The 26,922-nt window shown below is 72.5% G+C and carries 27 protein-coding genes; 13 read left to right on the plus strand and 14 right to left on the minus strand.

All coding sequences use genetic code 11. From position 1 onward, the window contains the following. Positions 1 to 6: 6 nt before the first annotated feature. The 5 genes from ACYVIP_RS37690 to ACYVIP_RS37710 are packed head-to-tail and all read right to left on the minus strand — an operon-like array spanning position 7 to position 7,118. On the minus strand, positions 7 to 1,176 hold the full coding sequence (locus tag ACYVIP_RS37690; RefSeq protein ID WP_460405353.1) for a VWA domain-containing protein: 1,170 nt from the start codon (positions 1,174 to 1,176) through the stop codon (positions 7 to 9). Beyond that, positions 1,176 to 3,347 (minus strand): DUF5682 family protein, encoded by a 2,172-nt coding sequence (locus tag ACYVIP_RS37695; protein ID WP_460405355.1) that lies wholly within the window; start codon positions 3,345 to 3,347, stop codon positions 1,176 to 1,178. The genes ACYVIP_RS37690 and ACYVIP_RS37695 overlap by 1 nt, the downstream gene beginning before the upstream one ends. After that, the gene (locus ACYVIP_RS37700) at positions 3,344 to 4,435 is read right to left on the minus strand and encodes an ATP-binding protein (protein WP_460405357.1); all 1,092 of its coding nucleotides are present in this window, start codon (positions 4,433 to 4,435) and stop codon (positions 3,344 to 3,346) included. The genes ACYVIP_RS37695 and ACYVIP_RS37700 overlap by 4 nt, the downstream gene beginning before the upstream one ends. Continuing rightward, positions 4,432 to 5,823 carry a DUF5691 domain-containing protein gene (locus ACYVIP_RS37705; RefSeq protein WP_460405359.1) on the minus strand — a complete coding sequence of 464 codons (1,392 nt, stop codon included), beginning with the start codon at positions 5,821 to 5,823 and terminating at the stop codon, positions 4,432 to 4,434. The genes ACYVIP_RS37700 and ACYVIP_RS37705 overlap by 4 nt, the downstream gene beginning before the upstream one ends. After that, a complete protein-coding gene (locus tag ACYVIP_RS37710) occupies positions 5,820 to 7,118 on the minus strand; it encodes an SWIM zinc finger family protein (RefSeq protein WP_460405361.1) in 1,299 nt (432 codons plus the stop codon). The genes ACYVIP_RS37705 and ACYVIP_RS37710 overlap by 4 nt, the downstream gene beginning before the upstream one ends. 124 nt (positions 7,119 to 7,242) lie before the next feature. On the opposite strand from ACYVIP_RS37710, the gene ACYVIP_RS37715 reads away from it, so the two are divergent. The 7 genes from ACYVIP_RS37715 to ACYVIP_RS37745 all read left to right on the plus strand — a co-directional run bounded on the left by ACYVIP_RS37715 (position 7,243) and on the right by ACYVIP_RS37745 (position 14,221). Beyond that, a complete protein-coding gene (locus ACYVIP_RS37715; protein WP_460405363.1) occupies positions 7,243 to 8,238 on the plus strand; it encodes a DNA polymerase domain-containing protein in 996 nt (331 codons plus the stop codon). A 499-nt stretch (positions 8,239 to 8,737) separates the two neighbouring features. Further along, positions 8,738 to 10,030, plus strand: coding sequence for a sensor histidine kinase (locus ACYVIP_RS37720; protein ID WP_460405365.1), 1,293 nt, complete (start codon positions 8,738 to 8,740; stop codon positions 10,028 to 10,030). Then, positions 10,027 to 10,467, plus strand: a complete 441-nt coding sequence (locus ACYVIP_RS37725; protein ID WP_460405367.1) for a roadblock/LC7 domain-containing protein — start codon at positions 10,027 to 10,029, stop codon at positions 10,465 to 10,467. The genes ACYVIP_RS37720 and ACYVIP_RS37725 overlap by 4 nt, the downstream gene beginning before the upstream one ends. A 20-nt stretch (positions 10,468 to 10,487) precedes the next feature. Then, positions 10,488 to 10,874: a DUF742 domain-containing protein gene (locus tag ACYVIP_RS37730; protein ID WP_460405508.1), complete on the plus strand. Its 387-nt coding sequence runs from the start codon at positions 10,488 to 10,490 to the stop codon at positions 10,872 to 10,874. Beyond that, positions 10,849 to 11,445, plus strand: coding sequence for a GTP-binding protein (locus ACYVIP_RS37735; protein WP_460405369.1), 597 nt, complete (start codon positions 10,849 to 10,851; stop codon positions 11,443 to 11,445). The genes ACYVIP_RS37730 and ACYVIP_RS37735 overlap by 26 nt, the downstream gene beginning before the upstream one ends. A 48-nt stretch (positions 11,446 to 11,493) precedes the next feature. Next, positions 11,494 to 12,738, plus strand: a complete 1,245-nt coding sequence (locus ACYVIP_RS37740) for a styrene monooxygenase/indole monooxygenase family protein (RefSeq protein WP_460405371.1) — start codon at positions 11,494 to 11,496, stop codon at positions 12,736 to 12,738. 322 nt (positions 12,739 to 13,060) lie between these two features. Next, a complete protein-coding gene (locus ACYVIP_RS37745; protein ID WP_460405373.1) occupies positions 13,061 to 14,221 on the plus strand; it encodes a metallophosphoesterase in 1,161 nt (386 codons plus the stop codon). Between the two features lie 71 nt (positions 14,222 to 14,292). Here ACYVIP_RS37745 and ACYVIP_RS37750 read toward each other — a convergent pair whose 3' ends face one another. Both ACYVIP_RS37750 and ACYVIP_RS37755 read right to left on the minus strand, forming a co-directional pair. Next, the gene (locus tag ACYVIP_RS37750) at positions 14,293 to 15,309 is read right to left on the minus strand and encodes a serine hydrolase (protein ID WP_460405375.1); all 1,017 of its coding nucleotides are present in this window, start codon (positions 15,307 to 15,309) and stop codon (positions 14,293 to 14,295) included. Positions 15,310 to 15,340: 31 nt separating this feature from the next. After that, on the minus strand, positions 15,341 to 15,652 hold the full coding sequence (locus ACYVIP_RS37755) for an isoamylase early set domain-containing protein (protein ID WP_460405377.1): 312 nt from the start codon (positions 15,650 to 15,652) through the stop codon (positions 15,341 to 15,343). 98 nt (positions 15,653 to 15,750) lie between these two features. Here ACYVIP_RS37755 and ACYVIP_RS37760 point away from each other — a divergent pair, with 98 nt between their 5' ends. Then, the gene (locus ACYVIP_RS37760) at positions 15,751 to 16,662 is read left to right on the plus strand and encodes an LLM class F420-dependent oxidoreductase (RefSeq protein WP_460405379.1); all 912 of its coding nucleotides are present in this window, start codon (positions 15,751 to 15,753) and stop codon (positions 16,660 to 16,662) included. A 43-nt stretch (positions 16,663 to 16,705) separates the two neighbouring features. Here ACYVIP_RS37760 and ACYVIP_RS37765 read toward each other — a convergent pair whose 3' ends face one another. From ACYVIP_RS37765 to ACYVIP_RS37775, 3 genes are read right to left on the minus strand one after another with little or no spacing between them, the layout of a single operon-like run. Further along, positions 16,706 to 17,707: an NADP-dependent oxidoreductase gene (locus tag ACYVIP_RS37765; protein WP_460405381.1), complete on the minus strand. Its 1,002-nt coding sequence runs from the start codon at positions 17,705 to 17,707 to the stop codon at positions 16,706 to 16,708. Beyond that, complete coding sequence (locus tag ACYVIP_RS37770; RefSeq protein WP_460405383.1) at positions 17,707 to 18,123, minus strand: organic hydroperoxide resistance protein; 417 nt, start codon at positions 18,121 to 18,123, stop codon at positions 17,707 to 17,709. Before ACYVIP_RS37770 ends, ACYVIP_RS37765 begins: the two co-directional genes overlap by 1 nt. Then, positions 18,120 to 18,587: a MarR family winged helix-turn-helix transcriptional regulator gene (locus tag ACYVIP_RS37775; RefSeq protein WP_460405385.1), complete on the minus strand. Its 468-nt coding sequence runs from the start codon at positions 18,585 to 18,587 to the stop codon at positions 18,120 to 18,122. The genes ACYVIP_RS37770 and ACYVIP_RS37775 overlap by 4 nt, the downstream gene beginning before the upstream one ends. 118 nt (positions 18,588 to 18,705) lie before the next feature. Here ACYVIP_RS37775 and ACYVIP_RS37780 point away from each other — a divergent pair, with 118 nt between their 5' ends. Genes ACYVIP_RS37780 through ACYVIP_RS37790 form a run of 3 tightly spaced genes read left to right on the plus strand, consistent with a single transcriptional unit; the run spans position 18,706 to position 22,643 of the window. Next, complete coding sequence (locus tag ACYVIP_RS37780) at positions 18,706 to 19,536, plus strand: ABC transporter ATP-binding protein (protein WP_460405387.1); 831 nt, start codon at positions 18,706 to 18,708, stop codon at positions 19,534 to 19,536. 17 nt (positions 19,537 to 19,553) lie between these two features. Beyond that, complete coding sequence (locus ACYVIP_RS37785; RefSeq protein WP_460405390.1) at positions 19,554 to 20,528, plus strand: ABC transporter substrate-binding protein; 975 nt, start codon at positions 19,554 to 19,556, stop codon at positions 20,526 to 20,528. 24 nt (positions 20,529 to 20,552) lie between these two features. Then, positions 20,553 to 22,643, plus strand: a complete 2,091-nt coding sequence (locus ACYVIP_RS37790; RefSeq protein ID WP_460405392.1) for an iron ABC transporter permease — start codon at positions 20,553 to 20,555, stop codon at positions 22,641 to 22,643. Here ACYVIP_RS37790 and ACYVIP_RS37795 read toward each other — a convergent pair. From ACYVIP_RS37795 to ACYVIP_RS37810, 4 genes are all read right to left on the minus strand, one after another. Further along, on the minus strand, positions 22,585 to 23,247 hold the full coding sequence (locus ACYVIP_RS37795) for a phosphatase PAP2 family protein (RefSeq protein WP_460405394.1): 663 nt from the start codon (positions 23,245 to 23,247) through the stop codon (positions 22,585 to 22,587). The genes ACYVIP_RS37790 and ACYVIP_RS37795 overlap by 59 nt on opposite strands. A gap of 28 nt (positions 23,248 to 23,275) precedes the next feature. Beyond that, positions 23,276 to 23,725: an NUDIX hydrolase gene (locus tag ACYVIP_RS37800; protein ID WP_460405396.1), complete on the minus strand. Its 450-nt coding sequence runs from the start codon at positions 23,723 to 23,725 to the stop codon at positions 23,276 to 23,278. Beyond that, the gene (locus ACYVIP_RS37805; protein ID WP_460405398.1) at positions 23,725 to 24,369 is read right to left on the minus strand and encodes a response regulator transcription factor; all 645 of its coding nucleotides are present in this window, start codon (positions 24,367 to 24,369) and stop codon (positions 23,725 to 23,727) included. Before ACYVIP_RS37805 ends, ACYVIP_RS37800 begins: the two co-directional genes overlap by 1 nt. A 151-nt stretch (positions 24,370 to 24,520) precedes the next feature. Beyond that, the gene (locus tag ACYVIP_RS37810; protein ID WP_460405400.1) at positions 24,521 to 25,654 is read right to left on the minus strand and encodes a sensor histidine kinase; all 1,134 of its coding nucleotides are present in this window, start codon (positions 25,652 to 25,654) and stop codon (positions 24,521 to 24,523) included. A 130-nt stretch (positions 25,655 to 25,784) separates the two neighbouring features. Here ACYVIP_RS37810 and ACYVIP_RS37815 point away from each other — a divergent pair, with 130 nt between their 5' ends. Together ACYVIP_RS37815 and ACYVIP_RS37820 are read left to right on the plus strand one after the other, a co-directional pair. Further along, positions 25,785 to 26,354 carry a class I SAM-dependent methyltransferase gene (locus ACYVIP_RS37815; RefSeq protein WP_460405402.1) on the plus strand — a complete coding sequence of 190 codons (570 nt, stop codon included), beginning with the start codon at positions 25,785 to 25,787 and terminating at the stop codon, positions 26,352 to 26,354. Continuing rightward, the gene (locus ACYVIP_RS37820) at positions 26,351 to 26,869 is read left to right on the plus strand and encodes a YceI family protein (RefSeq protein WP_460405404.1); all 519 of its coding nucleotides are present in this window, start codon (positions 26,351 to 26,353) and stop codon (positions 26,867 to 26,869) included. Before ACYVIP_RS37815 ends, ACYVIP_RS37820 begins: the two co-directional genes overlap by 4 nt. Positions 26,870 to 26,922: the final 53 nt, after the last annotated feature.

Below are 26,922 nucleotides of genomic sequence, written 5' to 3' on the forward strand. Positions count from 1 at the left end.
ATGGTTTCAGGCGTCGTCTGGGGGCGCGGCGAGCTGGATGTCGTTGCTGTTGGCCCACCTGGTGAGGTCGTCGCGCTGGATGGCCGCGGCGATCAGGTCCGGGAACTTGTCCGGGGTGCAGGCGAAGGTCGGGATGCCCATCGCGGACAGCGCCGCCGCGTTGTCGTGGTCGTAGGCGGGGGCGCCGTCGTCGGACAGCGCGAGCAGGCAGACCACCTGCATCTCGTTGGCCACCATGGCATTGGCGCGGGCGAGCATCTCCTCCTCGTCCCCGCCCTCGTACAGGTCGCTGATCAGGACGAAGATGGTGTCGCGCGGGTTCTGTACCAGGGTCTGGCAGTAGGCGAGCGCGGCGTTGATGTCGGTGCCGCCGCCCAACTGCACGCCGAACAGCAACTCCACCGGGTCGGCGACCGCGTCGGTCAGGTCGACCACCGCGGTGTCGAACGCGATCACCCTGGTGCGCAACGACCGCACCGAGGCGAGCACCGCGCCGAACACCCCGGCGTAGACCACCGACGAGGCCATCGAGCCGCTCTGGTCGAGGCACAGCACGATCTCCCGGCTCACCTGCGGCAGCCGGCGGCCGTAGCCGATCAGCCGCTCGGGGATCACCGTGCGGTGTGCTGGTTGGTAGTGCTTGAGGTTGGCCAGGATGGTGCGCGGCCAGTCGATGTCCCCGGCCCGGGGGCGGCGGGTGCGGCCCGCCCGGTGCAGCGCGCCGCTGACCGCCTGGCGGGTTGGCTGTGCCAGCCGCTGTTCCAACTCGTCGACCACTTTGCGCACCACCGCCCGCGCGGTCTCCCTCGACCGCTCCGGAATGGCCTGGTTGAGGCTGAGCAGCGTGCCGACCAGGCGCACGTCCGGCTGGACCGACTCGAGCAGCTCCGGTTCGAGCAGCAGCCTGCGCAGGCCGAGCCGGTCCATCGCGTCGCGCTGCATCACCTGGACCACCGATGCCGGGAAATAGCCCCGGATGTCGCCGAGCCAGCGGGCCACCCTCGGCGAGGACCCGCCGAGGCCGCCCTTGCGGTTCTCCTCGCCGTACAGGGCATCCAGCGTGCTGTCCCGCTTGAGGTCCACACCGGACAGTTCGGCGCCGGTGCCCTCGGCCTCCTCGCCGCCAAGGATCAGCCGCCACCGGCGCAGCCGGTCGTCGTCGGTCTCGTCGGTCATCAGCTCGCTCCGAGGATGTCCAGGATGCGGGGGAGGACCCGCGCCGCGCGGTCGTGGTCGAGGTCGGCGGCGCGCGCGACGGCGCGCCCGCCGCCGCGCCCGATCCGGGCGACCTGCTCGCCGATGTCGCGCCGTTCGGCGGCGGCGAACCCGGCGAAGGTCCTGCGCAGCAACGGCAGCAGCCGGTCGAACAGTTCACTGTCCACAGTGGATGCCCAGTGGTCGACGACCGCGAGCAGCTCCGGTTCGTGGATCAGCAGCGCCGCCTCGCCGGACAGGAACCCGTCCAGCCAGCCGGCCGCCTGCACCGCGTCGGCGGCCGGGGACAGCCGCAGCGACAGCCGCCTGCCCGCCTCGGCGACCTCGATCAGCCCGGCGTCCAACAGCAGTCTGGTCGCCCGGCCGGCGATCAGCCCGTGCACGCCCGGCTGCTCGGCCACCACCGCCAGCGCGCGCTGCCATTCCCCGCGCAGCTCGGGTTGGTCCAGCAGCGCGATGCCCCGCTGCACCCCGTCGACCAGGTCGCGCACGGTGTCCGCCGCGTCGTCGTCGAGCGCCGCGCACGCCGATGGCAGGCCGACCGCGACCCGGGTGACCACCCCGGACAGCACGCGCGCCACCAGCTCGGTGTCCGCGCGCCGGACGTTCCCGTAGCGGCGTACCCGTGCCATCGGCTCGACCGCGGCCATCAGCCGGGTGGTGTCGTGCTGGCGCGCCGCCCGGTCGGCCAGCGCGGCGAGCACGGTGCCCAGCGCGTCCGGCAGGTCGGCGGTCAGCGTGGTCTCCACCAGAGTCGCGAGCACCGCGACGTCCGCGTCGGTCGAGCGCTGGCTGACCACCGACGTGGCCGCAGACGGGATCGTGGTGCCGTGCACGCTCGCCTCGATCAGCGCCACCTCCAGTTCCGGGCGCCACTCGACGGTCCACGCCTCCCGGAAGGTGCCCCTGGTCCGCCCGGTCTCGGCCGGCTCGCCCCACGGCACGTCCAGCAGCAGCAACCGGTGCAGCAGCTTGGAACGCTCGCGGTGGGTCTCGGTGCGCAGATCGAGGTCGAGGTTCTGCACGGCCGCGCTCTGCCGCAGCCGCAGGCGTTTCCTGGTGGCCTCCAGGTCGCGGGCCAGCGGCACCATCGGGGTGCCCGGTGGCACCCGGCCGAGGATGTCGCCGACGAGCAGTTCACGCGCCACCAGGCGCATCGGCACCGGTGAGCCGCCGCTGAGCACGGCCTGCGCGGCGTCGAGCACCTCGGTGAGCCCCGGCTGCGGTCGCCCGCGCAGCCCGGCCAGCGCGTCGGCCAGCCGGACCGCCTCGATCACCGCCGCCGAGGACACGTCCAGCCGTTCGCCGCGCAGCAGCCGCGCGACCCGCACCAGCCAGCGGGTGACGACCTGGTCGGGGGCGGTGAACAGGTGGTGGTACCAGCCGGGGGAGTCGATGCCGGCGCCGTAGCCGCTCGCCTTGGCCAGCCGGGTGGACGTCCACGGCACCCAGGTCGCGGCCACCTTCGTCGTCGGCAACCCCTTGAGCAGCGCGGTGTCCTCGGCGACCCTGGGGAACGTGTCGGGCACCAGCACCGGTGCGTGCCAGGCGCCGCAGACCACCGCGACCGGCCCGGACGCGGTGCGCAGCGCGGCGCGCATGACCCGGCGCATGGCCGCCTCGCGCTGCCGGGTGCCCAGGTCGATGTCCTGGCCCTCGCGCAGCGTCCGCATGGCCTCCAGCACCGCGTCGAACACGTCCAGGCCGTGGTAGCGCAGCTCGATCGCGTCCTCCCACCAGCGCTCCGGGTCGTCGTAGCCGGCGGCGGTGGCCAGCGCGGCGATCGGGTCGAACCGGTCGCGGGCCTGGTCGCCGAGCACCAGCGCGTTGGTCGCCGGCAGGTCGAGGAACCGGACCTCCCGGCCGCGGTCGAGCGCCCAGCGCAGCGCCACCCACTCCGGGGAGAACACCGCCATCGGGTAGAACGCGGCCGTGGCCGGGTTGTCGACCGCGTAGACCAGGCCGGCCACCGGCGGGCGCATCCCGGCCGCGGTCGCCAGCTCGGCCACCCGGTCGAGTTCCGGCGGGCCCTCGATCAGCACCAGCGCCGGGTCCAGCTCGTCGAGCGCGCCGCGCACCGCACGGGCCGACCCCGGCCCGTGATGCCGAATCCCGAGAACCCGCGTACTCACACCAGTTCTCGGCATGCCCGGTACAGGTCCCGCCACGGCTTTCGTTCCCGCACAACGGCTTCCAGGTACTCCTGCCACACCAGCCGGTCGGCCACCGGGTCCTTGATCACCGCGCCGTGCAGCCCGGCGGCGATGTCCCCGGCGCGCACCACCCCGTCGCCGAAATGGGTGGCCAGCGCGATGCCGCTGGTCATCACCGAGATCGCCTCGGCGGTGGACAACGTGCCAGACGGCGACTTGATCTTCGTGCGGCCGTCGGCGGTGACCCCGTCGCGCAGCTCGCGGAACACGGTGACCACCCGGCGGATCTCGTCCACGGCCTCCAGGTCGGTCGGCAGCCGCAGCGCCTCGCCGAGCTGGGAGACCCGCAGCCGGACGATCTCGATCTCGGCGTCGGCGTCGTCTGGCAGCGGCAGCACGACGACGTTGAAGCGGCGCTTGAGCGCGGCGGACAGGTCGTTGACGCCCCGGTCCCGGTCGTTGGCGGTGGCGATCACGTTGAACCCGGCCAGCGCCTGCACCTCGTCGTCGAGCTCCGGGATCGGCAGCGTCTTCTCGCTCAGCACGGTGATCAGCGCGTCCTGCACGTCCGACGGGATGCGGGTGAGCTCCTCGATGCGGGCGATGCCCCCGGTTTCCATGGCCCGCATGACCGGGCTCGCGACCATCGCGTCGCGCGACGGGCCGGCCGACAGCAGGCGCGCGTAGTTCCAGCCGTAGCGGATGGACTCCTCCGCGGTGCCCGAGGTGCCCTGCACGAGCTGGGTCGAGTCGCCGGAGACGGCGGCGGCGAGGTGTTCGGACAGCCAGGTCTTGGCGGTGCCGGGGACGCCGAGCAGCAGCAGCGCGCGGTCGGTGGCCAGCGTGGCCACGGCGACCTCGACCAGTCGGCGGGAGCCGAGGTACTTCGGCGTGATCACCGTGCCGTCCGGGGTCTCGCCGCCGAGCACGTAGGTGACCACCGCCCAGGGGGACAGCCGCCAGTTCGGCGGGCGCGGCCGGTCGTCGGCCTTGGCGAGCGCGGCCAGCTCGCCGGCGTGCTGGTTCTCCGCGTGCGCCCGCAGGATGGTGTTCGGGGACTCGCTCATTGGGGGAACTCCTGCTCGATGGTCTGGCGGATGGTCAGGGCGTGGGCCAGGCCACGCAGGGTGCGTCGGCGGGCGCGCCTGTCGACGGGGGTGGCCTCGATCCAGGCCTCCACGGCGGGCAGCGCGGTGTGGTGCAGGTTGCGGGCGATGGTCTGGAAGGCGAGGGTGAGCGCGCCCTCGGTCTTCGCGCGGCGCAGCCGGTCCACGATCCGCGCGGAGAACTCGGGCGGCCACGGCCCTTGGCAGGCGGCGAGCAGTCCGGCGAACCGAGCGTCCACTGTGGACTCCTGGTCGATGACGTCGATGGCCAGGTCGACCGGCAGCGCGGCCACCAGCTCGGGGGTCGGCCTGGCCAGCGCGAGCGCGACCAGCCACCGCTCGTCGCGCTGGCGCAACGCGGCCCTGGTCCAGCCGACGACCAGCGCGGAGTCCGCGGTCGCCAGCCCGGTCGGCACCTGGCCGAGCGGGGCCGCGCCGAGCATCTGGATCAGCCAGGAGGCCGTGCGCCCGTGACCGTGCTCGCGTTGGTCGGTGATGCCGTCCCGGGTGGCGGCCGCGTCCAGCTCGTCCGGCGGCTCGAGGTCGCGGACCCGGTCGGCCATCCGCTTGGCCCGCCGCGAGTTCGGCAGCCGGTCGAGTGCCGCCGCGGCCGCCGCCCGCACGGTCACCGCCCGATCGTCCAACGCGGACTCGAGAAACGGTTCGTCCTCATCGGACAGTCCGATGAGGAGCGCGTCGACCATGCCGGCGCGGCCGGCCGCCGGTTCGGTGTCCCAAGTGGACTCGACGAGCGCGCGGGCCGCCGCTGGATCGGTGCGCCGCACCGCGACCAGCACCGCGAGCCGCTGTGGCCAGCTGCCGGTGGCGAACCGTTCCGCCGCGTCGCCGCGGTCGGCGGGCGCGGCCCAGGCCCAGCGCTGGTTGTGCCTGGCGAGCCAGGCGCCCCTCGGCCCGGCGACCTCGGCGACCGGCGCCCGCAGGTCACGGGCGCTGGAAGCCTGCTGGAGCAACACGACGACCAACCTGGCCGGTGGCCGCTGGCCGGCAAGCGCGCAGGTCCGCAACCAGTGCGCGATGAGCAGCTCGTTGCCCCCGTCGACGCGGATGTCCCTGCTCAGCAACAGTTCCAGCACCTGGGCGGCGGCCGGCGAGCAGACCGGCCGGTCGTCCGGCGCGGCCGGCGGGACGGGTTCACCGCGCCAGGCTGGCGGCGTCCAGCCGGCGCGCCGATAGGCGCCCAACGTGGCCGCCGCGGCCAGCACGACCGCCTCCGGCTCGTCGGCGCCCAACTGAGGCGCGCCGTCGAGCACACCGGCGAACACGTCGCCTGGCAGGCCGCGGCGGCCGGTGCCGACCATGGCCGTGCTGAGCAGGCCGTCCCAGTTCACAGTGAGACCAACTCGCCGTCGACGGTGACACTGCACGGGTGGAGCCGGTGGCCGATCCACTCGCCGAACAGGTCGACCGGGTGGCCGCCGCTGAGCGCGAGCAGCGGCCACGGGTCGAACTCCCGCGCCAGCGACACCGTGGTCCCGTCCCGGTCGACCAGCAGCGTGTTCTCCCCGCCGGGAACGACGGTGACCGCGCCGAGCGCCATCGGGATCCGGTCCAGCCACGGGTTGCCCGCCTGCCAGGTGGCCGCGAGGTCCAGCGCGCGCAGCACGGTGTCGGTCACCGGCAGCCCGTCGCCGGTGACGGCCGTCTGCTCGCCGGCCAGCAACACCCGGCGGGGCGCGGAGCCGGGATAGAGCGCGAGCTCGCCGTCGAGCACCGACCCGAGCACGTGCGGCACCCGCAGCGAGCCGCCGGCCGCGGCGAAGTCGAGCAGCACCACGGTCTGGCCGGAGTGCTCGCCGTGCAGCCAGGTGCGCTGGGAGAGCAGCCGCTCGTCCTCGTCCTGGCGCAGGCCCATGACCCACCAGCGGTCGCGCACCCGTTCCCCGGCGAGCACCTCCTCGGCGCGGCGCGGCCAGCCGAGCACCGCCCGCAGGTCGCCCATGGTGGCCGGCGGAAGGGTGGCCCGCCCGCGCCACGCACGGACCGCCAGGTACCAGCGGCCGAGGTGGGCCAGCAGGTGTTGGGCCCAGTCGGCCCGGACGTGCACCGCGCTGCCCATCGCCCGCACCCGCTCGGCCAGGCCGGGCACCTGCGCGTCCACCAGCCGGGCCGCGGCGGTCTCCCAGAACCCACTCGGCTGCGCCCGGACCCCCGCGAGCCCCTGGCGGACCAGGTCGAACAGCCACCGCTCGAACTCGTCGAGCCCGGCGGACATCAGGCTCTCCCGCTCGGCGATCCGGCGGGCGCGGGCCTCCTGGTCCGGCTCGCCACCGGTGCCGCGCCGGTCGCCGGCGGCCCGCCGGTCGGCCCACGCGGCGGCGAAGTCGGCCGCCGAGTCGAGGTCGGCGACCGAGCCGTCGCCGCCCGCCCACAGCAACAACAGGGCCACCCCGTGTTTGCAGGGGAACTTGCGGCTCGGGCAGGTGCAGCGGAACGCGGGCTCGTTCAGGTCGACGGTGACCTGGTAGGGGTCGCGGGCGCTGCCCTGGCACTTGCCCCAGACCAGCGAGTCGTTGCTGCCGAGCGCCGACCAGCGGCCGGGCCTGGCCAGCGACCGGGCGGCCCGCGCGGACCCGGCGTCCGGCGCGAGCCCGAGCACCCGCTCCGTGGTCCACCGCGCACTCACGCGCGTACCTCCCTGATCGTCGTCACCGGCCGCCAACAGTAGTAGTCGGCACCGACAGTCCCCGCGCTCGTCGGCGGCCCGCCCGCGGTTGACCAAGCCGGTCCCACGGGGTGAGGTAGGCCCCATGGCGGCCAGCAAGAGCACCGAGTCCCGGGACGGCGTCCCGCTGACCAACCTCGACCAGGAGCTGTTCGACGGCGCGGGCGCGACCAAGCGCGATCTGGTCGACTATCTGGACGCGGTGCGTGAGCGCGTCCTGCCCGGCCTGCGCGACCGTCCGCTCTCGGTGATCCGCGTGCGCCCCGGCCAGGAGCCGTTCATGCAGAAGAACGTGCCGAAGTACACCCCGGACTGGATTCGCACGCTCGACGTGTGGGCCGAGGCCTCGCGCCGCAACGTCTCCTACGCCCTGTGCGACGACCGCGCCACCCTGGTCTGGTTCGCCAACCAGCGGGCCGTGGAGTACCACACCACCCTCTACCAGGCCGCGAACATGTACCACCCGACCCACCTGGTGCTCGACCTCGACCCGCCGGACGACCACCCCGACAATCACTCGGGCAGCGGCTTCCAGGCCGCCGTGGCCGCGGCCAAGCTCGTGCGCCAGGCGCTGGTCGAGCTGAACCTGGACGGCGCGCTGAAGACCAGCGGCGCCAAGGGCGTGCACGTGTTCGTCCCGGTGGTCTCGACCACCGACCCGGACGACGCGGCGGCGGCCACCAGGGCGATCGCCGCCCGCGCGGCCCGGCTGGACCCCGGCGTCGCCACCACCGCGTACATCAAGACCGAACGCGACGGCAAGGTCTTCGTCGACTCGACCAGGGCGCACGGCGCGACGGTGATCGCCGCCTACAGCCCGCGCCTGCGTCCCGGCGTCCCGGTCTCGTTCCCGGTGAGCTGGGCCGACGCCGACGACGTGCTGCCCCGCGACTTCACCATTCACAACGCCGCCGGCCTGGTCGCCGACACCGACCCGTGGGCGGCGGCGCTGCCCGAGCCCCAGCACCTGAGCGCCGACCTGGTGGCCGAGGGCCATGAGATCCCGGTCGCCAGGGTGGTCGCCATGCACGAGGGCAAGCGCCGCAAGCGGGCCGCCGAGCGGGCCAAGGGCGACGGGTAGTCCACTGCCCTGAATGCCTCATTCGAGACGTTGAACGTCGTCAATGCCTCATTCGGGGCATCGCGGCTGGCGCCACCAGCGAAGCGTCTCTTGGTAACTAGTCCGTCCGGCCCAGTTGGCGTACTGCCAACGCCGTAATCGGCGGTCGCTGTACGAACGTCATTGTTCGGACAGTGGATAACGCATCTCGCTGGTTCACCCGCCCGGCCGATCGGCGATCGGCCGGGCGGCCCTGTCGGTGCGCCCGAACAGCCGGTACCCGTCAGACGAGTGCGCCGAAGGGCGAGCACGGAGAGTTATCACTCAACCGGGTAACGAACGACCATCGCGGCCCGTCAGGAGCCTGCGGTGTCCACTTGGGACAGGCGTTTTCCGGTCGCTGAGAGCCGATCTCCCGCAACGGGGTGTGGACACCCGTCGAGGGCTTTGATTACATGTCCCGAGTCGCCAAGCGCAGCAAGCAACGCACCTGCTCGTGACGAGAAACCGTTGGGACACAATGACGACCCGAGCCAGACAACTGCTCCAACGCTCCCGCGACCTGTTTGAGCGCTCCCGGGTCGCGGCCGTCCAACTCCTCGATCCACCCCGCGCGCAGACCCGTGGCCAGACCACCACCCTGCCGAGGGTGATCGAGGGTTCGCCCGCGACGATGGTCCATCAGGAACCCGAGGGCGCGGTCGTCGACATCTGCGCCAGCATCGCGCTGCGTGATCTCAACCTGGTCGACTCGCTGCTCGCGCTCCTGGAGCAACTGGAGGAGAACGAGGCCGACCCCGAGCGCCTCGCCGAGCTGTACAAGCTCGACCACCTGGCCGCCAGGCTGCGCCGCAACGCCGAGAACCTCCGCGTGCTCGCCGGCCGCGACGCCAACGAGGCGCACGCGGAGTCCGCGTCCATCGTGGACGTCATCCGCGCGGCGATGTCCTCCATCGACGGCTACTCCCGGGTCTCCATCGGCCGGGTGCTCGCCCTCGGGGTCACCGGCATCGCCGCCGACGACCTCGGCCGGCTGCTCGCCGAGCTGCTCGACAACGCGGCCAAACAGTCCCCACCGGACACCGCGGTCCGGGTCAGCGCCCACCTCACCGACTCGGGCAGCGTGCTGCTGCGCATCGAGGACGACGGCATCGGCCTGCCGGTCGAACGGGTCGCCGAGCTGAACAGCCGGCTGTCCGACGCGCCGACGCTGACCGACGACTCCGTGCGGCACATGGGACTGGCCGTGGTCCGCCGCCTCGCCGCCCGCCACGACATGCGCGTCCAGCTCGACCGCCGCGCACCCCACGGCACCACCGCGACCGTGCTGCTGCCCGCCGCCCTGCTGTGCGAGCTGCCGGACGCGTCCTGGTCCGGCGCGCAGACCGTGACCGCCGCCGCGGTGACCGACCCGACCGCCAACGGCCCGGCCCCGTTCACGCCCGCTCCCCGCCGCCCGTCCGCGCCGAGGCACCGGGCCGGCGGCGCCGCCCCCGACCTGCCACGGCGCGGGGGCACGGCCACCCGGCCCCGCCCCCGCCAACAGGAGCCTGGCGAGGGCGGGCAGACCCTCAACGGCCTGCCCCGCCGGGTACCGCGCAGCATCAAACACCCCGACAACAACAACGGCGACGGGTCCGGCCAGTCCGCGCCACCAGAACCGCTACCACCGGACGGTCTGCTCAACGGCCACGACAAGCTGCTCGCCGACCTCGACGCGTTCACCGCGGGCGAGACGGCGGCCAGGGCCGAGGCGGACGACACCCGCTGGCCGGGGGCCCAGGACACGCCGCCAGAGGGAACGACACCGTGACCGCAGCGAACCACCAGTCCGCCACCGACATCACCTGGCTGCTCAACGACTTCGTCGACAAGGTGCACGGCGTGTCGCACGCCATGATCACCTCGTCGGACGGCTTCCCGTTGACCGCGTCGACCGCCGTGCGGCCCGACGACGCCGAGCAGCTCGCGGCCATCGCGAGCGGGCTGCTCAGCCTCGCCGGCAGCAGCGCCGCCCTGTACGGCAAGGGAAACTGCGAGCAGATCATCATCCGGCTGACCCGGGGGTACTTCCTGTTCATGGGCATCGGCACCGGCGCCGGACTGGCCGTGCTCACCGGTCCGGAGTGCGACATGCGCGTCGTCGCCTACGAGATGACCCAGTTCGTCACCAACGCCGGGCACGCGCTGACCCCCGAGCTGCGCGCCGACCTGCGACGGGTGCTGACCGCGCGCCGGCCCCAGACATGACCGGCCCCGCCAAGGACGTGATGACGGTGTCCCGTGACGACCTACGCGACGGCGCACCGCCGCGGATGCGGAGCAAGCGGATCCGGCCGTACGCGCTCACCGGCGGGCGCACCAGGACCCGACACCACCTGCTCGTCGAGACGCTGATCTCGGTGCCGGAGTTCGACCCGGTGCTCGCCGAGTCGCTGATGCCGGAGTCGAGACTGCTCTACACCAGGGCCCGGCTGCGGATGTCGATCGCCGAGCTGTCGGCCAACCTCGACCTCCCGCTCGGCGTGATCCGCGTGCTGATCAGCGACCTCGCCGGGCAGAACGCCGTGTACGTCCACCCGACCGCCTACACCTACCAGAACAGTCCGCGAGTGCTGGAGAGGATCCTCGATGGTCTCAAGCAGCTCCCCGTTTGAGTCGGGTCTGCTGACGATATCCGCGAAGATCGTCGTCGCCGGTGGGTTCGGGGTGGGTAAGACTACCCTGGTCAACTCGGTCTCCGAGGTGAAACCACTGAACACCGACGCGTGGATGACCGAGGCCAGCGAGGGCGTCGACGACCTGCCACCGGGCACCGGCAAGTCGACGACCACGGTGGCCATGGACTTCGGCCGGATCACCCTGCACCAGGACCTGCTGCTCTACCTGTTCGGCACCCCTGGCCAGGCCAGGTTCTGGTTCCTGTGGGACGACCTGTCCCGCGGCGCGCTCGGCGCGGTGGTGCTGGTCGACACGAACCGGATCGACCAGTCCTTCGCGGCGGTGAACTACTTCGAGAACGACTCGGTCCTGCCGTTCATCGTGGCGGTCAACTGTTTCGACGGTAAGCCGCGACACGGCCTCGACGAGGTCCGGGAAGCGTTGGCCCTCACCGACTCCGTCCCGTTGGTCGAGTGCGACGCCCGCAGCCGCGCGTCGGCGATCAACGTGCTGCAGGAGGTCGTCACCCACTCGCTGTCCCAGGCCAGCGTGGCCGTGCCGGGATAGCCGACGCCGCCATCGTCCCCCGTAGCCACCGCTTCGTGAAGGAACCAGATGCGCAAGGTGCTGATCGTCGGGGCGGGCCAGTCTGGCCTGCAGCTCGCGCTGACCCTCCTCGAGTACGAGTACGACGTGACGGTGATGTCCGCCAGAACGCCGGAGGAGATCCGAAACGGCCGGGTGATGTCCACCCAGGGCATGTTCCACCCCGCACTGCGGCACGAGCGCGACCACGGGCTGAACCTGTGGGACGACGAGGTGATCCCCTTCGAGGGCCTCGGGGTCTCGATCGCCGCCCCGGACGGGACAAGGGCGCTGGACTGGGTGTCCAAAATGGACGCTCAGGGGATGTCGATCGACCAGCGGGTGAAGATGGCCGGTTGGCTGGAGCTGTTCGAGGATCGCGGCGGCCGGCTGGTGATCCACGGGGTGACCACCGCCGACCTGAACGCGCTGGCCGGGATGTACGACCTGACGGTGATCGCCGCCGGCAAGGGCGAGCTGGTGCAGCTGTTCGACCGGGACCAGGACAAGTCGCCGTTCACCTCGCCGCAGCGGGCGCTGTCGCTGGCCTACGCCAACGGCGTGCGGCGTCGGCCGGAGCACCCGGAGTTCGCCGCGGTGCGGTTCAACATCGTCCCCGGCGTCGGCGAGCTGTTCATGATCCCGTGCCTCACGGTGACCGGGAACTGCGACATCCTGTTCTTCGAGGGGATCCCCGGCGGTCCGCTGGACGTGTTCGGCGACCGCCCGTCGCCGAACGAGACGCTGCGCCGGATCCTGGAGCTGATGCGCGTCTACGTGCCGTGGGAGTACGAGCGCGCCCGCGGCGCCACGCTGACCGACCAGGGCGGCGCGCTGGTCGGCGGCTACACGCCGGTGGTCCGCCGGCCGGTGGGGGAGCTGCCCTCCGGCCGGGTGGTGCTCGGCATGGCCGACGTGGTCGTGGCCAACGACCCGATCACCGGCCAGGGCTCGAACAACGCCAGCCACTGCGCGCAGCTGTACCTGGAGGAGATCGTGGCGCGCGGGGACGCGCCGTTCGACCGGGAGTGGATGACGGCCACGTTCGCGAAGTACTGGAACTACGCCCAACACGTCACCCGCTGGACGAACGCGATGCTCGCGCCGCCGCCGACGCACGTGCTGGACATCATCGGCGCGGCCGGTCAACTGCCGGTGGTGGCCCGCCGGTTCGCCAACGGCTTCGCCGACCCGACCGACTTCCAGCACTGGTTCCTCGACCCGGAACGGGCCATGGCCTACCTGCGCAGCGTGTCCACCCCGGCCCAGACATAAACGCGCCCAGACATAAACGCGCCCGGAGCGTGGACGGACACACTCCGGGCGCTTCTCCCGGCAGGCGGTAGTCCGTGCCACTGGAGCAGCACGTACAAGCCGGGCGAGATCGTGGTTATCAATGACATGGTCCGACATCGACCAACCCACCATTTCACCCGTCCGAATCGATTCGCAAGACCCGCACCGGGTGATTCTGCCGACCATGTGATAGCCGCCAGTTATCGTTGCTCGCCACCACCTCGAGTCGACCTCGGGAGTAGGCCGGGTGTCTCCTCGAGGATGACGCCGCCGGCCGGCCGGTGCGGCATGATCTTGGGCGATGCCCTTCTACCACGTGCCACTGTCCGTCGCGCTGAGCCTGTTGCACTGGTTCTTCTGGTGGCGGGTGGTCAAGCCGAGCATGGCGCCGGGACCGCGCAGGCGCGCCGTCACCGTGCTGTTGATCGTCGGCGACGCGTTCATGGTGGCCACCCTGCTGGCCACCACCAGACTGCCGCGCGAGTGGTCCGGGCTGTACTCCTGGCCCGGCTACATCTGGTTCGGCCTGTTCTACTACCTGATCATCGCCACGCTGGTGCTGGAGCTGCCGAGGTTCGCGCTGCGATGGTGGATCAAGAAGGACCCCCGGCCAGCGGACGGCCAGGGGATCTCCCGGCGGACGTTCGTGGCCAGGTCGGTCGGCACGGTCGCCGGCCTGACCTCGCTCGGCGCGGTGGGCTACGGCATGCCGGTCGCGCTCGGTGACCCCGAGCTGAAGACCGTGCCGATCCGGTTGCCCCGACTGGACTCGCGGGCCGCCGGCTGCCGGATCGCGCTGGTCAGCGACATCCACCTGGGTGCGTTGCTCGGCCGGTCGTTCACCGAGCGGGTGGTGGAGCTGGTCAACTCGGCGCGCCCGGACCTGGTGGCCATCGCCGGGGACCTGGTGGACGGCCGGGTCGAGCACCTCGCCGAGGCCGCCGAGCCGCTGCGCGACCTGCGCAGCACCCACGGCACGTTCTTCGTCACCGGCAACCACGAGTACTACTACAGGTACGAGGAGTGGATCGACTACGTCCGCACGCTGGGCATCACCACGCTGCTCAACGAGCGCACGACGATCGACCACAACGGCGGACAGTTCGAGCTGGCCGGCCTCATCGACCCGAACTCGACGGTGGAGGGCATCGAGCCCGGCCCGGACCTGCCCAGAACCCTCGACGGCTGGGACCGCGAACGGGCCATGGTGATGCTGTCCCACCAACCGGCCCCGATCGAGGAGGTGGCCGCCGAGGGCGTCGACCTCCAGCTGTCCGGCCACACCCACGGCGGCCAGATCGCCCCGTTCAACTTCCTGGTCAAGGCCCTGGAAGGCACGGTGGCCGGCCTCTCCCGCCACGGCGACACCCAGCTCTACATCACCCGAGGCGCCGGCTTCTGGGGCCCACCGGTCCGCGTCGGCGCCCCACCCGACATCACCATCATCGAACTGACCACCTGACGGCCCAACTGCCCTGAATGACCCATTCGGGACGTTGAACGTCGCCAATGACTCATTCAGGGCAGCGCGGGTCAGCCGCCGTTGTACGGGCGGTAGGCCGGGGTGGGGTGCACCCGCCTGCTCGCCGGCACGGTGACCTCGTCGGCCGCGCGGAGCAGCGCGGCACCGATCGCCTGCCGGGCACGCAGCGCGGGGTGGGTCGCGCCGAAGTCGGCGTCGTTGACCGCGGCGTCGCCGCGGAAGGGCCCGGTGGCGAACATCGAGTAGATCGCCCCGGCCGCACCGGACTCGTCGAACACCACGCCCGCCTCGTGCCGGTCGGCGTTGAACCAGCCGGCCTTGGTGGCCACTCGCAGGCGCTCGGTGGTCCGCAGGTTCAGGCGAACGCCGTCGGTGAACGCGGCCGTCGCCCGCAGCGCGCCAAGCAGGTACTCGGTCGACGACGCGGACAGCAGCTCACCGGCGACCAGCGTGCGCAGCAGCGTGTGGGTCTCCCTCGGCGTGGTGGTGCCGAGGAAGAACCGGTTCGGGTTCGTCACCGGGACCACCTGGGTGTGGGTGAAACCCTTGCCGCGCAGGATCTCGTTCAGCTCGAGGGCCGGGCACACCAGCCCGCACAGGCGGACCGCGGTGTTGTCCGACACGGTCAGCAGGTTGGCCATCGCGTGGCCGATGGTCACCGAGCTCGGGTAGGCCCGGTCGAGCGCGAAGATGCCGTCGGTGTCCTGGATGACGATGTCCGAGGTGACCTCGACCAGCTGGTCGAGGGTCAGCAGACCACGGTCGACCTTGTCCAGCACCGCGGTGGCCACGGCGATCTTGTTGACGCTCTGGGCGTCCACGACGGTGTCGGCGCCCTCCTCGACGGCCACGTCGGGGCCGACGGTGATCAGCGAGGACCACACGCCCTGCGCGTAGGCCACTTCCCTGGCGTAGACGTGGGCGGCGCGGCCGAGGGGCGTCCGGTCGGCCGCTTTCCTCGGGGCCTCCTGCTGAGCGGTCGCGGCACTGCTGGTGCCGAGTACGGTGCCCGCGGCGGCGACGGTTCCGAGACCTAACGCGGTCCGGCGATTGACGTTGAGATTCACGCGAAGATCCAAGCAGTGCGTGTGCAAACGGTCAACTCTCGCGGCCACGCCGGGGCACGGTGACGCGCAGCACGCTGTCCTCGCCGATCCGGCGCACCTCGGGGTGCTCGGTCTCGTTGCCCCAGTGGCCGCCTTCGCCGAGGTAGCGGAACCGTACGTCGGTGCCTTCCGGCACGGTGACCGACACCGACCTGGTGCCGTTGCTGCGTTGTCGCAGCTCGTGCGCGCCGGGACGCCAGTCGTTGAAGTCGCCGACGACGCTCACCCGGCCGTCCGGGACGTCTGGCCGCAGGACGAACGTGAGGCGAACTCCACCCGCCTGGTCGCGGTCGATCCGAATCATGGCGTGCCCAGCTCCCCTCCACTGTGGATTTTCACGCACAGGATGGCGTAACCGACACCGGCCCGCGATTCGGCGCGCGCGCCTGTTGAATGGGGGCCATGGATCTTCGCGTGATGATCGAGCCCCAGGAAGGGGCCAGCTATGACACCCAGCTCCGGCTGGCCAAAGCCGCCGAGGACCTGGCCTACGGCGGGTTCTTCCGCTCCGACCACTACCTGGCGATGGGTGGCGACGGCCTGCCCGGCCCGACCGACGCCTGGGTGACGCTGGGCGGGTTGGCCAGGGAGACCTCCCGGATCCGGCTCGGCACATTGTTGACCGCTGGCACGTTCCGGCCACCGGGGGTGCTCGCGATCCAGGTCGCCCAGGTCGACCAGATGTCCGGCGGGCGGATCGAGCTCGGTCTCGGCGCCGGGTGGTTCGCCGCCGAGCACACCGCCTACGGCATCCCGTTCCCGGCCGCCCGGCTCGGTAGGCTGGCCGAACAGCTGGAGATCGTGACCGGGCTGCTGGCCACGCCGGTCGGGTCGCGCTACAACTTCGCCGGCGAGTACTACACGCTCACCGACAGCCCGGCGCTGCCCAAGCCGGTGCAGTCGCCGGTGCCGGTCATCGTCGGCGGGCTCGGCCCGTCGCGGACCCCGGCGCTGGCGGCGCGGTTCGCCGACGAGTTCAACATCCCGTTCGCCTCGGTGGCCGACAGCGCGGCCCAGTTCGACCGGGTGCGCGCGGCGCTGGCCGAGCGGGGGCGTTCGGCGATGGTGTTCTCCAACGCGCTGGTGGTCTGTGTCGGCAAGGACGACGCGGAGGTGGCCCGGCGCGCGGCCGCGATCGGCCGGGAGGTCGACGAGCTGAAGGCCAACGGCGTCGCCGGCTCGCCCGCCGAGGCGGTGGACAAGCTGGGGCAGTACGCGGCGGCCGGCGCCGACCGGGTGTACCTGCAGGTGCTCGACCTGGACGACCTCGACCACCTCGCGCTGGTCGCGGACGCGGTCCGCCCGCAGCTGTGAGCGGCCACCCGGGGTGGGGCGGGCACCCCGCCCCGGGTGTGGCTCAGAAGCCGACGATCATCTTGCCGGTGTTCTCGCCGCGCAGCATGCCGAGGAAGGCGTCGACCGCGGCGTCCAGCCCACCGTCCACCACGGTCTCCTCGGCCACCAGCTCCCCGGCGGCCAGCCAGCCGCCGACGTCGCGGACCATGTCGGCCGTGCGGTCGGCGTGGTCGCCGACGAGGAAACCCCTGAGGGTCAACCGTTTGCCGACGGCCAGCCCCAGGTTCCTCGGGCCGGGCGGGGGCTGCGCGTCGTTGTACATCGAGATCGCGCCGCACATGGCCACCCGGCCGTTGGTGTTCAGCGCGCCGAGCGCGGCTTCCAGGTGGTCGCCGCCGACGTTGTCGAAGTAGACGTCGATGCCGGCCGGCGCGGCCTCGGTCAGCTGCCGGTAGAGGTTGCCGTCGCGGTAGTTGAACGCCGCGTCGAAGCCCAGCTTCTCCTTCAGCAGCGCCACTTTGTCCGCCGAGCCGGCACTGCCGACCACTCGGCTCGCGCCGAGGAGCCTGGCGATCTGGCCCGCCATGCTGCCCACCGCGCCCGCCGCGCCGGAGACGAAGACCGCGTCGCCCGGCTGGAACTTCGCGATGTCCAGCAGGCCGACGTAGGCGGTCATCCCCGGCATGCCGAGCGCGCCGAGGTACTGCGAGACGGGCACCCCGGCGACCGGCTCCAGCTTCCTCGGCCGGGACACCACGGCGTGCTCGCGCCAGCCGAGCCGGTGCAGCACCAGGTCTCCGGGCACCAGACCGTCCACACGGGACTCGACGACCTCGCCGATCGCGCCGCCGTCGAGCGGCTCACCGAGCTGGAAGGGCGGCGTGTAGGACTTGACGTCGTTCATCCTCGGCCGCATGTACGGGTCGACCGACATGAAGACGTTGCGTACCAGTACCTCCCCGTCGGCCGGCGCCGGGATCTCCCTGGACACCACCGCGAAGTTGGCGGCCGTCGGCCAGCCGTCCGGCCGCGCGGCCAGGTGGATCTCGCGGGTCGTCGGCATCAGACCACCCGCAGCTCGACGTCGATGTTCCCGTTGGTGGCCCTGGAGTACGGGCAGGCCTTGTGCGCGTCGGCGGCCAGCTGCTCGGTGACGCCGCGGTCCAGCGCGGGTGCGGCGATCTCCAGCACGACCGCGATGCCGTAGGCGTCGTCGGTGCGGTCCAGGCTCACCTGCGCGGTCACCGAGGAGCCGGCCAGGTCGAGCTTGTCGCGGCGGCCGACGCCGAGCATGGCGCTGTGGAAGCAGGCGCTGTAGCCGGCGGCGAACAGCTGCTCGGGGTTGGTGCCGGTGCCCCCGGCGCCGCCCATGCTCGCCGGGATGCTCAGGTCCTGGACCAGCACGCCGTCGTCGGACTCGACGTGGCCGCCTCGTCCGGTGCCGGTCGAGGTCGCCCTCGCGGTGTACAGCGTGGTCATATCGATCCCTTCTCGTTCTCGTCAGGTTCGAGCCGTTGGTCGCTGATGGTCTCGGTCAGGCGTTGCAGGCCGCCGCGCAGTGATTCCAGTTCCTCGCCGCGCAGTCCGGTCGCACCCGCGATCTTGCGGGGTACCGAGCCGGCCCGCGAGCGCAGCGCGGCGCCGGCCTCGGTCAGGTCGATCTCGACGGTGCGCTCGTCGGCGGTGGAGCGGGTCCTGGTCACCAGCCCGGCGGCCGCCAGGCGTTTGAGCAGCGGCGAAAGCGTGCCGGAGGCCAGCTCCAGCCGGTCGCCGAGTTCCTTGACGGTGGTCGGCCCGTGTTCCCACAACACGAGCATCACCAGGTACTGCGGGTAGGTCAGGCCGAGCGCGTCCAGCAGCGGCCGGTAGAGCTGGGTGACGGCTCTGGACGCGGCGTAGAGCGCGAAGCACACCTGCCGTTCCAGTCGCAGCTCGTCGGCCATGGGGCCACCCTACCCCGATTCAGTTGTGCACAACTGAATTGTGCGCACAGGAGAGAAGTGATAACGATCTCCCACCCCTGACTTGGCAACTTAGGAAAGCCTTCCTTAACGTACGCGTGTGGTCCCCAGCCAACGTCCCGGTGACAGCGTCACCGCACACGACGTGCATGTCGCCTACGGGAAGGACGTCGTCGTGCACGCCGCGTCGCTGTCCTTCGACGCGGGCACGGTCACCGCGCTGATCGGGCCCAACGGCAGCGGCAAGTCCACCCTGCTGCGGGCGGTCGCCAGGCTGCACCCGCCCCGGTCGGGTTCGGTGACCTTCGCCGACGGCGCCGACCTGCGCCTGCTCGGCAGCCGCGACCTCGCCCGGCGGATCGCCATGCTCTCCCAGCACCGCGCCGCGCCCGGCGGGCTGAGCGTGCGCGAGCTGGTCGAGTTCGGCCGCCACCCGCACCGCTCCCGCTGGGGCGGGCGCGACCCGGACGGCCCGGCCGCGATCGCGCGCGCCTTCGAGCTGACCGGGCTCACCGAGCTGGCCGACCGGCCGGTGCAGGCGCTGTCCGGCGGCCAGGTGCAACGGGTCTGGCTGGCCAGCTGTCTTGCCCAGCAGACCGGCCTGCTGCTGCTCGACGAGCCGACCAACCACCTCGACCTGCGATTCCAGGTGGAGATCCTCGACGTCGTGCGCCACCTCGCGGACACCGAGGGCGTCGGCATCGGGCTCGTGCTGCACGACCTCGATCAGGCGGCCGCGGTCGCCGACCGGGTGCTGCTGCTGGAGGCCGGCCGGGTGACCGCCGACGGCCCGCCAGCCGACGTGCTCACCGCCGAGAACCTCAGCCGCGCCTTCGGCATCCGGGTCGACGTGCACCTGGACCCGGCCGACGGCCGCATCCACACCCGCGCGGTCGGCCGCTACAACGACGCGGCGCTGCGCGCCCGCTGAATCACAGGAGAAACCCAATGCGCAAGCTCATCGGCCTCTGCCTGGCCGCCGTCCTGGCGACCGCGGCCTGCGGCACCACCGAGGACCCGAACGCCGCCGGAGACCAGCCAAAGGCCGGGTCCGGGGAGAAGATCACCGTCACCGACTCCCGGGACAAGGAGATCGTGCTCGACGGCCCGGCCGAACGGATCGCGGTCACCGAGTGGAACGCCGTCGAGCACCTGGTGGCCCTGGGCGTGATGCCGGTGGGTGTGTCCGACATCGAGGGCTACGGCCAGTGGGTGAGCGCCGAGCCGCTCGACGACACGCCGACCGACCTCGGCACCCGGGGCGAGCCGAGCATGGACACCCTCGCCGGGCTGAACGTCGACCTGGTCGTGGTCACCGACTCGCTGGTCGAGGGCGCGCTGGCCGAGATCGAGAAGGACACCCCGGTGATCGTGCTGGAGGGTGGGGACGCCAAGGACAGCATCGGCGAGATGTGGCGCAACGTCGACGTCCTGGCCAAGGCGACCGGCACCGAGGACCGCGCGGCGCAGCTGCGCACCGAGTTCGAGGACAAGCTCGCCGAGGGCAGGGCCGCGGTCGCCGAGGCGGGCGCCGACGGCACCAAGGTCGCCTTCTCCGACGCCTACGTGGACACCGGCTCGGTCAGCATCCGGCCCTTCGCCAAGGGCTCGCTGGTCGCCGACGTGCTCGCCGAGCTCGGCCTGGAGAACGCGTGGCCGATGGCCGGCGACGAGGTCTACGGCCTGGCCGACGCCGATGTCGAGGGACTGACCGTGCTGCCGGCCGACGTCCAGTTCTGGTACATCGCCAACGACGCCTTCGGCGACCCGTACACCGAGGAGCTGGCCGACAACGCGATCTGGAAGAACCTGCCGTTCGTGAAGAACGGCCAGGTGCACCGCTTCCCGGACTCGCTGTGGATGTTCGGCGGCCCGAGCTCGATGGCCCAGGTGATCGACGCCGCCGTCGACGCGGTCAGCTGACCCGCCACCGATGACCAGCCACCGATGACCGCCGTGCTCACCCCGACCCAGGAGCAGGAGCAGCCGCCAGCTCCCGCGCCCGCCCGGCCGGCGCGGCTGGTGGGGCTGGTCGTGGTCCTGCTCGGGATCGGGGTGGCGCTCGCGCTGGTCCACCTCACCCAGGGCACCTCGGCCGTCGGTCCCGGCGACGTGCTGGACATGCTGTTCGGCGGCCAGCACGACGGCACGGTCGACGTGATCGTCGAGGCGCGGCTGCCGAGGCTGCTCGCGGCGGTCGTGGTCGGGGCGGCGCTCGCGCTGTCCGGGGCGGTGCTGCAGTCGGTCTCGCGCAACATCATCGCCTCGCCGGACACCCTCGCGGTGAACGCCGGGGCACACCTGGCGATCGTCGTGGTCGCGGCGTTCGGCGTGTCGCTGCCGATGCTCGGCGCCGCCGGGGTCGCCTTCCTCGGCGGGCTGGGCGCGGCCGCCCTGGTGCTGCTGCTCTCCGGCGCGGGCGGCACCGGGTCGGCCAGGCTGGTGCTGGCCGGCACGGCGATCGCGCTGATGCTGTTCGCGCTCACCACGACCGTGCTGCTGCTGTTCTCCCAGGAGACGCGCGGGCTGTTCGCCTGGGGTGAGGGCTCGCTCGACCAGAACGGGATCGCCGGGGTGACCACCTTCGCGCCGGTGGTCGGCATCGTGCTGGTGGCGTTGCTGGTCATGGCCCGCCGGATGGACCTGGTGTACATCGGCGACGACCACGCGCGGGCGCTGGGCGTCCCGGTCACCAGGGTGCGCGTGACCGCGGTGGTGCTCGCGGTGCTGCTCGCCGCGGCCGCGGTGGTGCTCACCGGGCCGATCGGGTTCGTCGGCCTGGCCGCGCCCGCGCTGGTCCGGTTGCTCGCCGGCGCGGTGCCCCGGCTGCACCGGCACGCGGTGCTGCTGCCGGTGTCGGCGATCACCGGGGTGGTGGTGCTGATCGGCGCGGACGTGCTGCTGCGCGCGCTGATCGGCTCGCAGGCCGCGCTCGAGGTGCCGACCGGGGTGGTGACCTCGATGCTCGGCGCGATCTTCCTGATCGCGCTGGCCAGGACGCTGCGGGTGTCCGGCTCGACTGGTGAGCCGCCGGCCGCGGGCGCGCGGGCGGGCACCAGCCGGGTGCGCTACCTGGTGCTGTTGGGCGTGCTGGTCGTGGTGGCGGTCGGCGTGGTGGTCACCGGCGTGCTGGTCGGCGACGCGAAGCTGCTGCTCGGCGACCTGGTCAACTGGATCAGCGGCCAGGCGGGCCCGATCGTGTCCGGCGTGATGGACAACCGGCTGCCCCGAGTGCTGGCCGCGGTGCTGGCCGGCGCGTCCCTGGCGCTGGCCGGCGCGGTGATCCAGAACGTGAGCCGCAACCCGCTGGCCGAACCGAGCATCATCGGCGTGACCGGCGGCGCCGGCCTCGGCGCGGTCCTGATGATCACGCTCGTGCCGATCTCCGGGTTCTGGCTGCAGGCGGGCGCGGCCGGCGTCGGCGCCGCGCTGGTGGCGGTGCTGGTGTTCACCGCGGCCGCCCGCCGCGGCTTCGCCAGCGACAACCTGGTGCTGATCGGCTTCGGCGCGGCGGCCGGGACGAACGCGCTGGTGGCCATGCTGATCACGCTGACCGACCCGTGGAACGAGTCCAAGGCGCTGACCTGGATGTCCGGCTCGACCTACGGCCGCACCTTCGAGCACCTGACGCCGATGTTCGTCGCCATCCTGATCATCGTCCCGGTGCTGTGGTACCTGCGCGGCACGCTGGACCTGCTGTCGTTGGACGACGAGACGCCCCGGCTGCTCGGCGTCCAGGTGCCGCGCGCCCGGCTGGTCCTGCTGGTGGCGGCCGTGGTGCTCACCGGTGCGGCGGTGGCCGGCATCGGGGTGGTCGGCTTCGTCGGGCTGGTCGCGCCGCACGCGGCCAGGGCGCTGGTCGGCCGCCGGTCGGCCAGGGTGCTGCCGGTGGCCGCGCTGCTCGGCGCGACGCTGGTGTGTGTCGCCGACCTGATCGGCCGCTCGGTGATCGCGCCGGCGCAGCTGCCGGCCGGGCTGGTCACCGCGATCGTGGGGACGCCGTACTTCCTCTGGCTGCTCTACCGCGCCCGCGCCTGACCAGGACCAGGACCAGCCCGAGCCACGTCGCGCCGAGCAGCCAGCCGGCGAGCACGTCGGTCGGCCAGTGCACCCCGAGGTAGACCCGGCTCAGGCCGACCGCGCCGATCAGCAGCACCCCGGCCACGACCGCCACGGCGCGCGCCGGCGGGGTCGGCAGGTGCCGCGTGGCCAGCACGATCAGCGCGCCGAGCACCGCCATCGACACCAGCGAATGGCCAGACGGGTAGGACCAGCTGTGCACCGCCACCAGATGGCCCTGTGCCGGCCGGGGGCGTTCGATGACGACCTTGAGCAGCGGTCCGAGCAGCAGCACGCCCAGCGTCGTCCCGCCGAGCAGCAGCGCGTCCGACCGGTGGCCGCGCAGCGCGAGCACCACCGTGAGCACGACGGCCACCGGGGTGAGCACCAGCGAGCTGCCGAGCACGCTGGCCGTGGTGAACACCTGGTCCAGCGCGCCGGAGCGCCAGTCGATCACCCACGCGCGCCAGGTCGGGTCCACCCGCAGCCACGGCAGGAACGCGGTCACCGCGACCACCCCGAGCAGCAGCAGGCCCAGGAGCACGACCCTGGTGGTCGCGCGTTCGGGCGCGGGCGCGGTCATGGCTCCACGCTAAGCGATGCGCGCCCGGTCAGCCGATCCGCACGGCGAGGGTGGCGTCGATGGGGTTGAGGTCGGGCACGAGCGGGGAGTCGGTGCGCCACCAGCGGAACGCGGACACCTCGTCGTTGACCACCAGCGTGGGCGGCGCGTGCAGGGTGGTGGCGTAGATGGCGCCCCGCTGCCGGCGGGCCGGGTTGGCCAGGGCGAAGTCGGCCACCGCGCGGAACTCCAGCGGCGCGCCGGCGATGCCGGTCTCCTCGGCCAGCTCGCGGACCGCGGCCTCGCGGGCGGTCTCGCCGGGTTCGACGCCGCCGCCGGGCAGCTCCCACTGCTTGCGCCACCGGTCGAACACCAGCAGCACCTCGTTCTCCAGGCGCACCACCACCAGTGAGCAGTCCATACCGTCCACTTCGGACTCATCGGGGAAGTCCATGGCCAGCAACAGGTTCCCCGAGTCGTCACCGGTGAGCGGGGCCATCAGCAGAGGCCGGCGTCGTGGGTGAGCAGGGCGATCTGGGTGCGGTTGCCGAGGTCCAGCTTGGTCAGTATCCGGGTGATGTGCGCCTTCACCGTGGCCACGCTCAGGTGCAGGCTGGCCGCGATCTCGGCGTTGGTGTTGCCAAGACCCACGGCGAGCGCCACCTCGTGCTCGCGGGCGCTGAGCGCGGCGAGCGCGGCGCGGGCCCGGTCGTAGGCGCCGGCCTCGGTGGCCGCCCGGTCCATCAGCCTGCGGGTGATCCTCGGGGACAGGATCGGGTCGCCGGCGGCCACCCGGCGCACCGCGTCGGCGATCTGGGCGGGTGGGGAGTCCTTGAGCAGGAACCCGCTCGCGCCCGCGCGCATGGCGCGCAGCACGTTCTCGTCGGAGTCGAACGTGGTCAGCACGATCACCTCCGGTGGCCGGCTGCGGGCCCGTACCTGCCTGGTCGCCAGGATACCGTTGACCTTCGGCATCCGGATGTCCATCAGCACCACGTCGGTCGGGTGCGCGTCCAGCGCCGCCGGCACCTCCGCGCCGTCGCCGGCCTCACCGACCACCACCAGACCCTCCGCGCCGTCGAGCATCATGGTCAGCCCGGCCCGCACCAGGGCATCATCGTCGACGACAAGAACCCGAATCATCCCGCCTCCCCGGCCTTGAAAGTGTTGGTCGCGTCGGGGGACGGACGATGCTGTCGGGGCACGTACTTGTGGCCGGGTTGCGTCACGTTCCCCTGAGGTCCGGCTGCGAAACCCTTGGGCTGATCTGACCTCGAGGTTGACACACGCGTGCTCATGCTGGCCACGGTAGCCAGGCCGACAACCGGAACTCGGTGGCGGTGGCCAGGTGGTCGAGCCGGCCGCCGGCCAGGCGCACCCGTTCGGTCAGCCCGACCAGCCCGCGGCCGCTGCCCGGGATCGTGGTCGGCTGGTTGGCCGGGGGGAGCGGGTTGCACACGGCGATCCGCAGCTGGTCGCCCGGCTCGCCGGCCAGCTCGATGCGCACCGGCTGGCCGGGCGCGTGTTTGCGGGCGTTGGTCAGCGCCTCCTGCACCACCCGGTAGGCGGTGCGTCCGAGCGTGCCCTCCGGTTCCTCCTGCTGGGCGCGGGTGTCGCGGATCTCGACCGTGGTGCCGATCGCGCGGGACTCGGCCACCAGCACCGGCAGGTCCGCCAGCGCGGGCACCGGCCGGTCGCCCTCGGCCGAGTCCTCGTGCAGCAGGGTGATCACGTCGCGCAGCTCGTCGAGTGCCTGGTGGGTCCCGGCGCGGATCACCCCGGCGGCCTTGGCCAGCGTCTCCGGCGGGTGGTCTGGCCGGTACTCGAGCGCGCCGGCGTAGGTGGCCAGCAGGGACAGCCGGTGGGCGAGCACGTCGTGCATCTCGCGGGCGATCGCGGCCCGCTCGGCGGCCCGCGCCTGCGCGACCCGCCTGCCCTGCTCGGCCTCCGCCCGCTCGGCGCGCTCGCGCAGCGAGGCGATCAGCGCCTCCTTGGTCTGGTTCAGCGCGCCCATCGCGACCAGCGCGGCGTGACAGACGACCGCCAGCACGAGCCACCAGCCGTAGGACAGGCCGGGCATCGGCAGCCACAGGCCGCGCAGCGCGTGCGCCGCGGTGCCGGCCACGGCCACCCCGACGGCGGTCGACAGCGGTTCGCGCCGGGCGACGTGCAGCGTGCCGACCGTCGAGGCCGGTGTGACCGTCGGCGCGACCGCGGCCAGCGCGGCCAGGGCCAGCGAGGTGCGCACCGGCCGGCGGAACAACCACGGCAGCAGCGCGACCCCGGCCACGCCGAACGCCAGCTCGACGGCCAGCAGCCAGCCGCGGGTGCCGGACGCGTACTGTCCGTAGGCCGTGGCCACGACCATCAGCGCCACCACGGTGAGCCCGATGGCGGTGCTGGCCTGAAAACGCCGACCGCAATTCACGAACCGAGCGTACGTCCAGGTCACGGGCCCGCACAGCGACCAAAGTCGACCCCCGGCCCCACCGTGGTCGCGGCCGGCGCAGCCCAGCGGCCGATGTGCCGGCCGGCCGGTCCGGCCGAAGCTCGACGCCATGACCAGCACCGGTGTTCCCGCGTTACTCGCCTCGCTGCGCGGCACAGTGCTCGAGATCGGCCCCGGCGCGGGCGCCAACCTGGCGCACTACCCGGCGGCGGTGCGCTGGATCGGGGTCGAACCGGACCTGGCCAGCCGGTCGCGGGCGCTGGCGGCGGCGAGCAGGCTCGGCCGGCAGGCCAGCGTGCTGCCGGGGGTCGCCGAGCGGTTGGCCTTCCCCGACCACAGCGTCGACGCCGTCGTCGGCACCTACGTGCTCTGCTCGGTCGACGACCAGGCCGCCGCGCTCGCCGAGCTCTACCGGGTGCTGCGGCCCGGCGGCCGGTACGTCTTCGCCGAGCACGTTGCCGCGCCGCCGGGCACCTGGCTGCGCCGGGGACAGCGGGCGGCCGGGCTGCTCGGCAGGCTGGTCGGCGCGCGCTGCCGGCCGGACCGGGACACGCTGGCGGCCATCGAACGGGCAGGCTTCGACGTCGTCGAGCCGCACCACACGGTCCGGCCCGGACCGTTCGGCACCTCGGTGCCGAACATCGCCGGGATCGCCATCAAAGAGGGGAACCTGTCATGAGTACCGCGGTCGAGATCCCGGTGGCCGGCGTCTATCGCCTCGACGCCGCCGCGTCCACGATCTCCTTCACGACCAGACACATGTTCGGGCTCGCCGCCGTGCGCGGGACCTTCGCGCCGAGGGCGGGGCTGATCGAGGTGGCCGACCCGGTGACCGCGTCCACGGTCCGCGCGACGGTCGCCGCGGACAGCGTCGACACCGGGCTCGGGGCGCGCGACCGGATGGTCCGCTCGGCCACCTACCTGGACACCGAGCAGCACCCGGAATTCACCTTCGTCTCGACCGAGGTGGCCAGGGAGGGCGAGCACTGGGTGCTGCGGGGGACGCTCACCGTGCGCGGCGTCAGCCAGCGGATCGACGTGCCGGTCGACCAGGTGCGGGTCACCGACGGCACGCTGCGCGCGGTGGCCACCGCCGAGGTGGACCGCTACGCGTTCGGCATCACCGCCATGCGGGGGATGACCGGGCGGCGGCTGACGCTGCGGCTGGAGATCGTCGCCTCATTGTCTACTTAGGATCTGTCCACTATGGACACGCACGGAATCCCGCCTACCGGTTCGGCAGGCGG

This window comes from Actinophytocola sediminis (assembly GCF_054779715.1).

Bases quoted from the DNA above. Each gene is read 5' to 3' on its own strand.
- ACYVIP_RS37690 (WP_460405353.1), bottom strand. From the start codon at position 1,176: ATGACCGACGAGACCGACGACGACCGGCTGCGCCGGTGGCGGCTGATC.
- ACYVIP_RS37700 (WP_460405357.1), bottom strand. From the start codon at position 4,435: ATGAGCGAGTCCCCGAACACCATCCTGCGGGCGCACGCGGAGAACCAG.
- ACYVIP_RS37715 (WP_460405363.1), top strand. From the start codon at position 7,243: ATGGCGGCCAGCAAGAGCACCGAGTCCCGGGACGGCGTCCCGCTGACC.
- ACYVIP_RS37720 (WP_460405365.1), top strand. From the start codon at position 8,738: ATGACGACCCGAGCCAGACAACTGCTCCAACGCTCCCGCGACCTGTTT.
- ACYVIP_RS37730 (WP_460405508.1), top strand. From the start codon at position 10,488: ATGACGGTGTCCCGTGACGACCTACGCGACGGCGCACCGCCGCGGATG.
- ACYVIP_RS37735 (WP_460405369.1), top strand. From the start codon at position 10,849: ATGGTCTCAAGCAGCTCCCCGTTTGAGTCGGGTCTGCTGACGATATCC.
- ACYVIP_RS37740 (WP_460405371.1), top strand. From the start codon at position 11,494: ATGCGCAAGGTGCTGATCGTCGGGGCGGGCCAGTCTGGCCTGCAGCTC.
- ACYVIP_RS37745 (WP_460405373.1), top strand. From the start codon at position 13,061: ATGCCCTTCTACCACGTGCCACTGTCCGTCGCGCTGAGCCTGTTGCAC.
- ACYVIP_RS37755 (WP_460405377.1), bottom strand. From the start codon at position 15,652: ATGATTCGGATCGACCGCGACCAGGCGGGTGGAGTTCGCCTCACGTTC.
- ACYVIP_RS37760 (WP_460405379.1), top strand. From the start codon at position 15,751: ATGGATCTTCGCGTGATGATCGAGCCCCAGGAAGGGGCCAGCTATGAC.
- ACYVIP_RS37765 (WP_460405381.1), bottom strand. From the start codon at position 17,707: ATGCCGACGACCCGCGAGATCCACCTGGCCGCGCGGCCGGACGGCTGG.
- ACYVIP_RS37770 (WP_460405383.1), bottom strand. From the start codon at position 18,123: ATGACCACGCTGTACACCGCGAGGGCGACCTCGACCGGCACCGGACGA.
- ACYVIP_RS37775 (WP_460405385.1), bottom strand. From the start codon at position 18,587: ATGGCCGACGAGCTGCGACTGGAACGGCAGGTGTGCTTCGCGCTCTAC.
- ACYVIP_RS37785 (WP_460405390.1), top strand. From the start codon at position 19,554: ATGCGCAAGCTCATCGGCCTCTGCCTGGCCGCCGTCCTGGCGACCGCG.
- ACYVIP_RS37790 (WP_460405392.1), top strand. From the start codon at position 20,553: ATGACCGCCGTGCTCACCCCGACCCAGGAGCAGGAGCAGCCGCCAGCT.
- ACYVIP_RS37795 (WP_460405394.1), bottom strand. From the start codon at position 23,247: ATGACCGCGCCCGCGCCCGAACGCGCGACCACCAGGGTCGTGCTCCTG.
- ACYVIP_RS37800 (WP_460405396.1), bottom strand. From the start codon at position 23,725: ATGGCCCCGCTCACCGGTGACGACTCGGGGAACCTGTTGCTGGCCATG.
- ACYVIP_RS37805 (WP_460405398.1), bottom strand. From the start codon at position 24,369: ATGATTCGGGTTCTTGTCGTCGACGATGATGCCCTGGTGCGGGCCGGG.
- ACYVIP_RS37815 (WP_460405402.1), top strand. From the start codon at position 25,785: ATGACCAGCACCGGTGTTCCCGCGTTACTCGCCTCGCTGCGCGGCACA.
- ACYVIP_RS37820 (WP_460405404.1), top strand. From the start codon at position 26,351: ATGAGTACCGCGGTCGAGATCCCGGTGGCCGGCGTCTATCGCCTCGAC.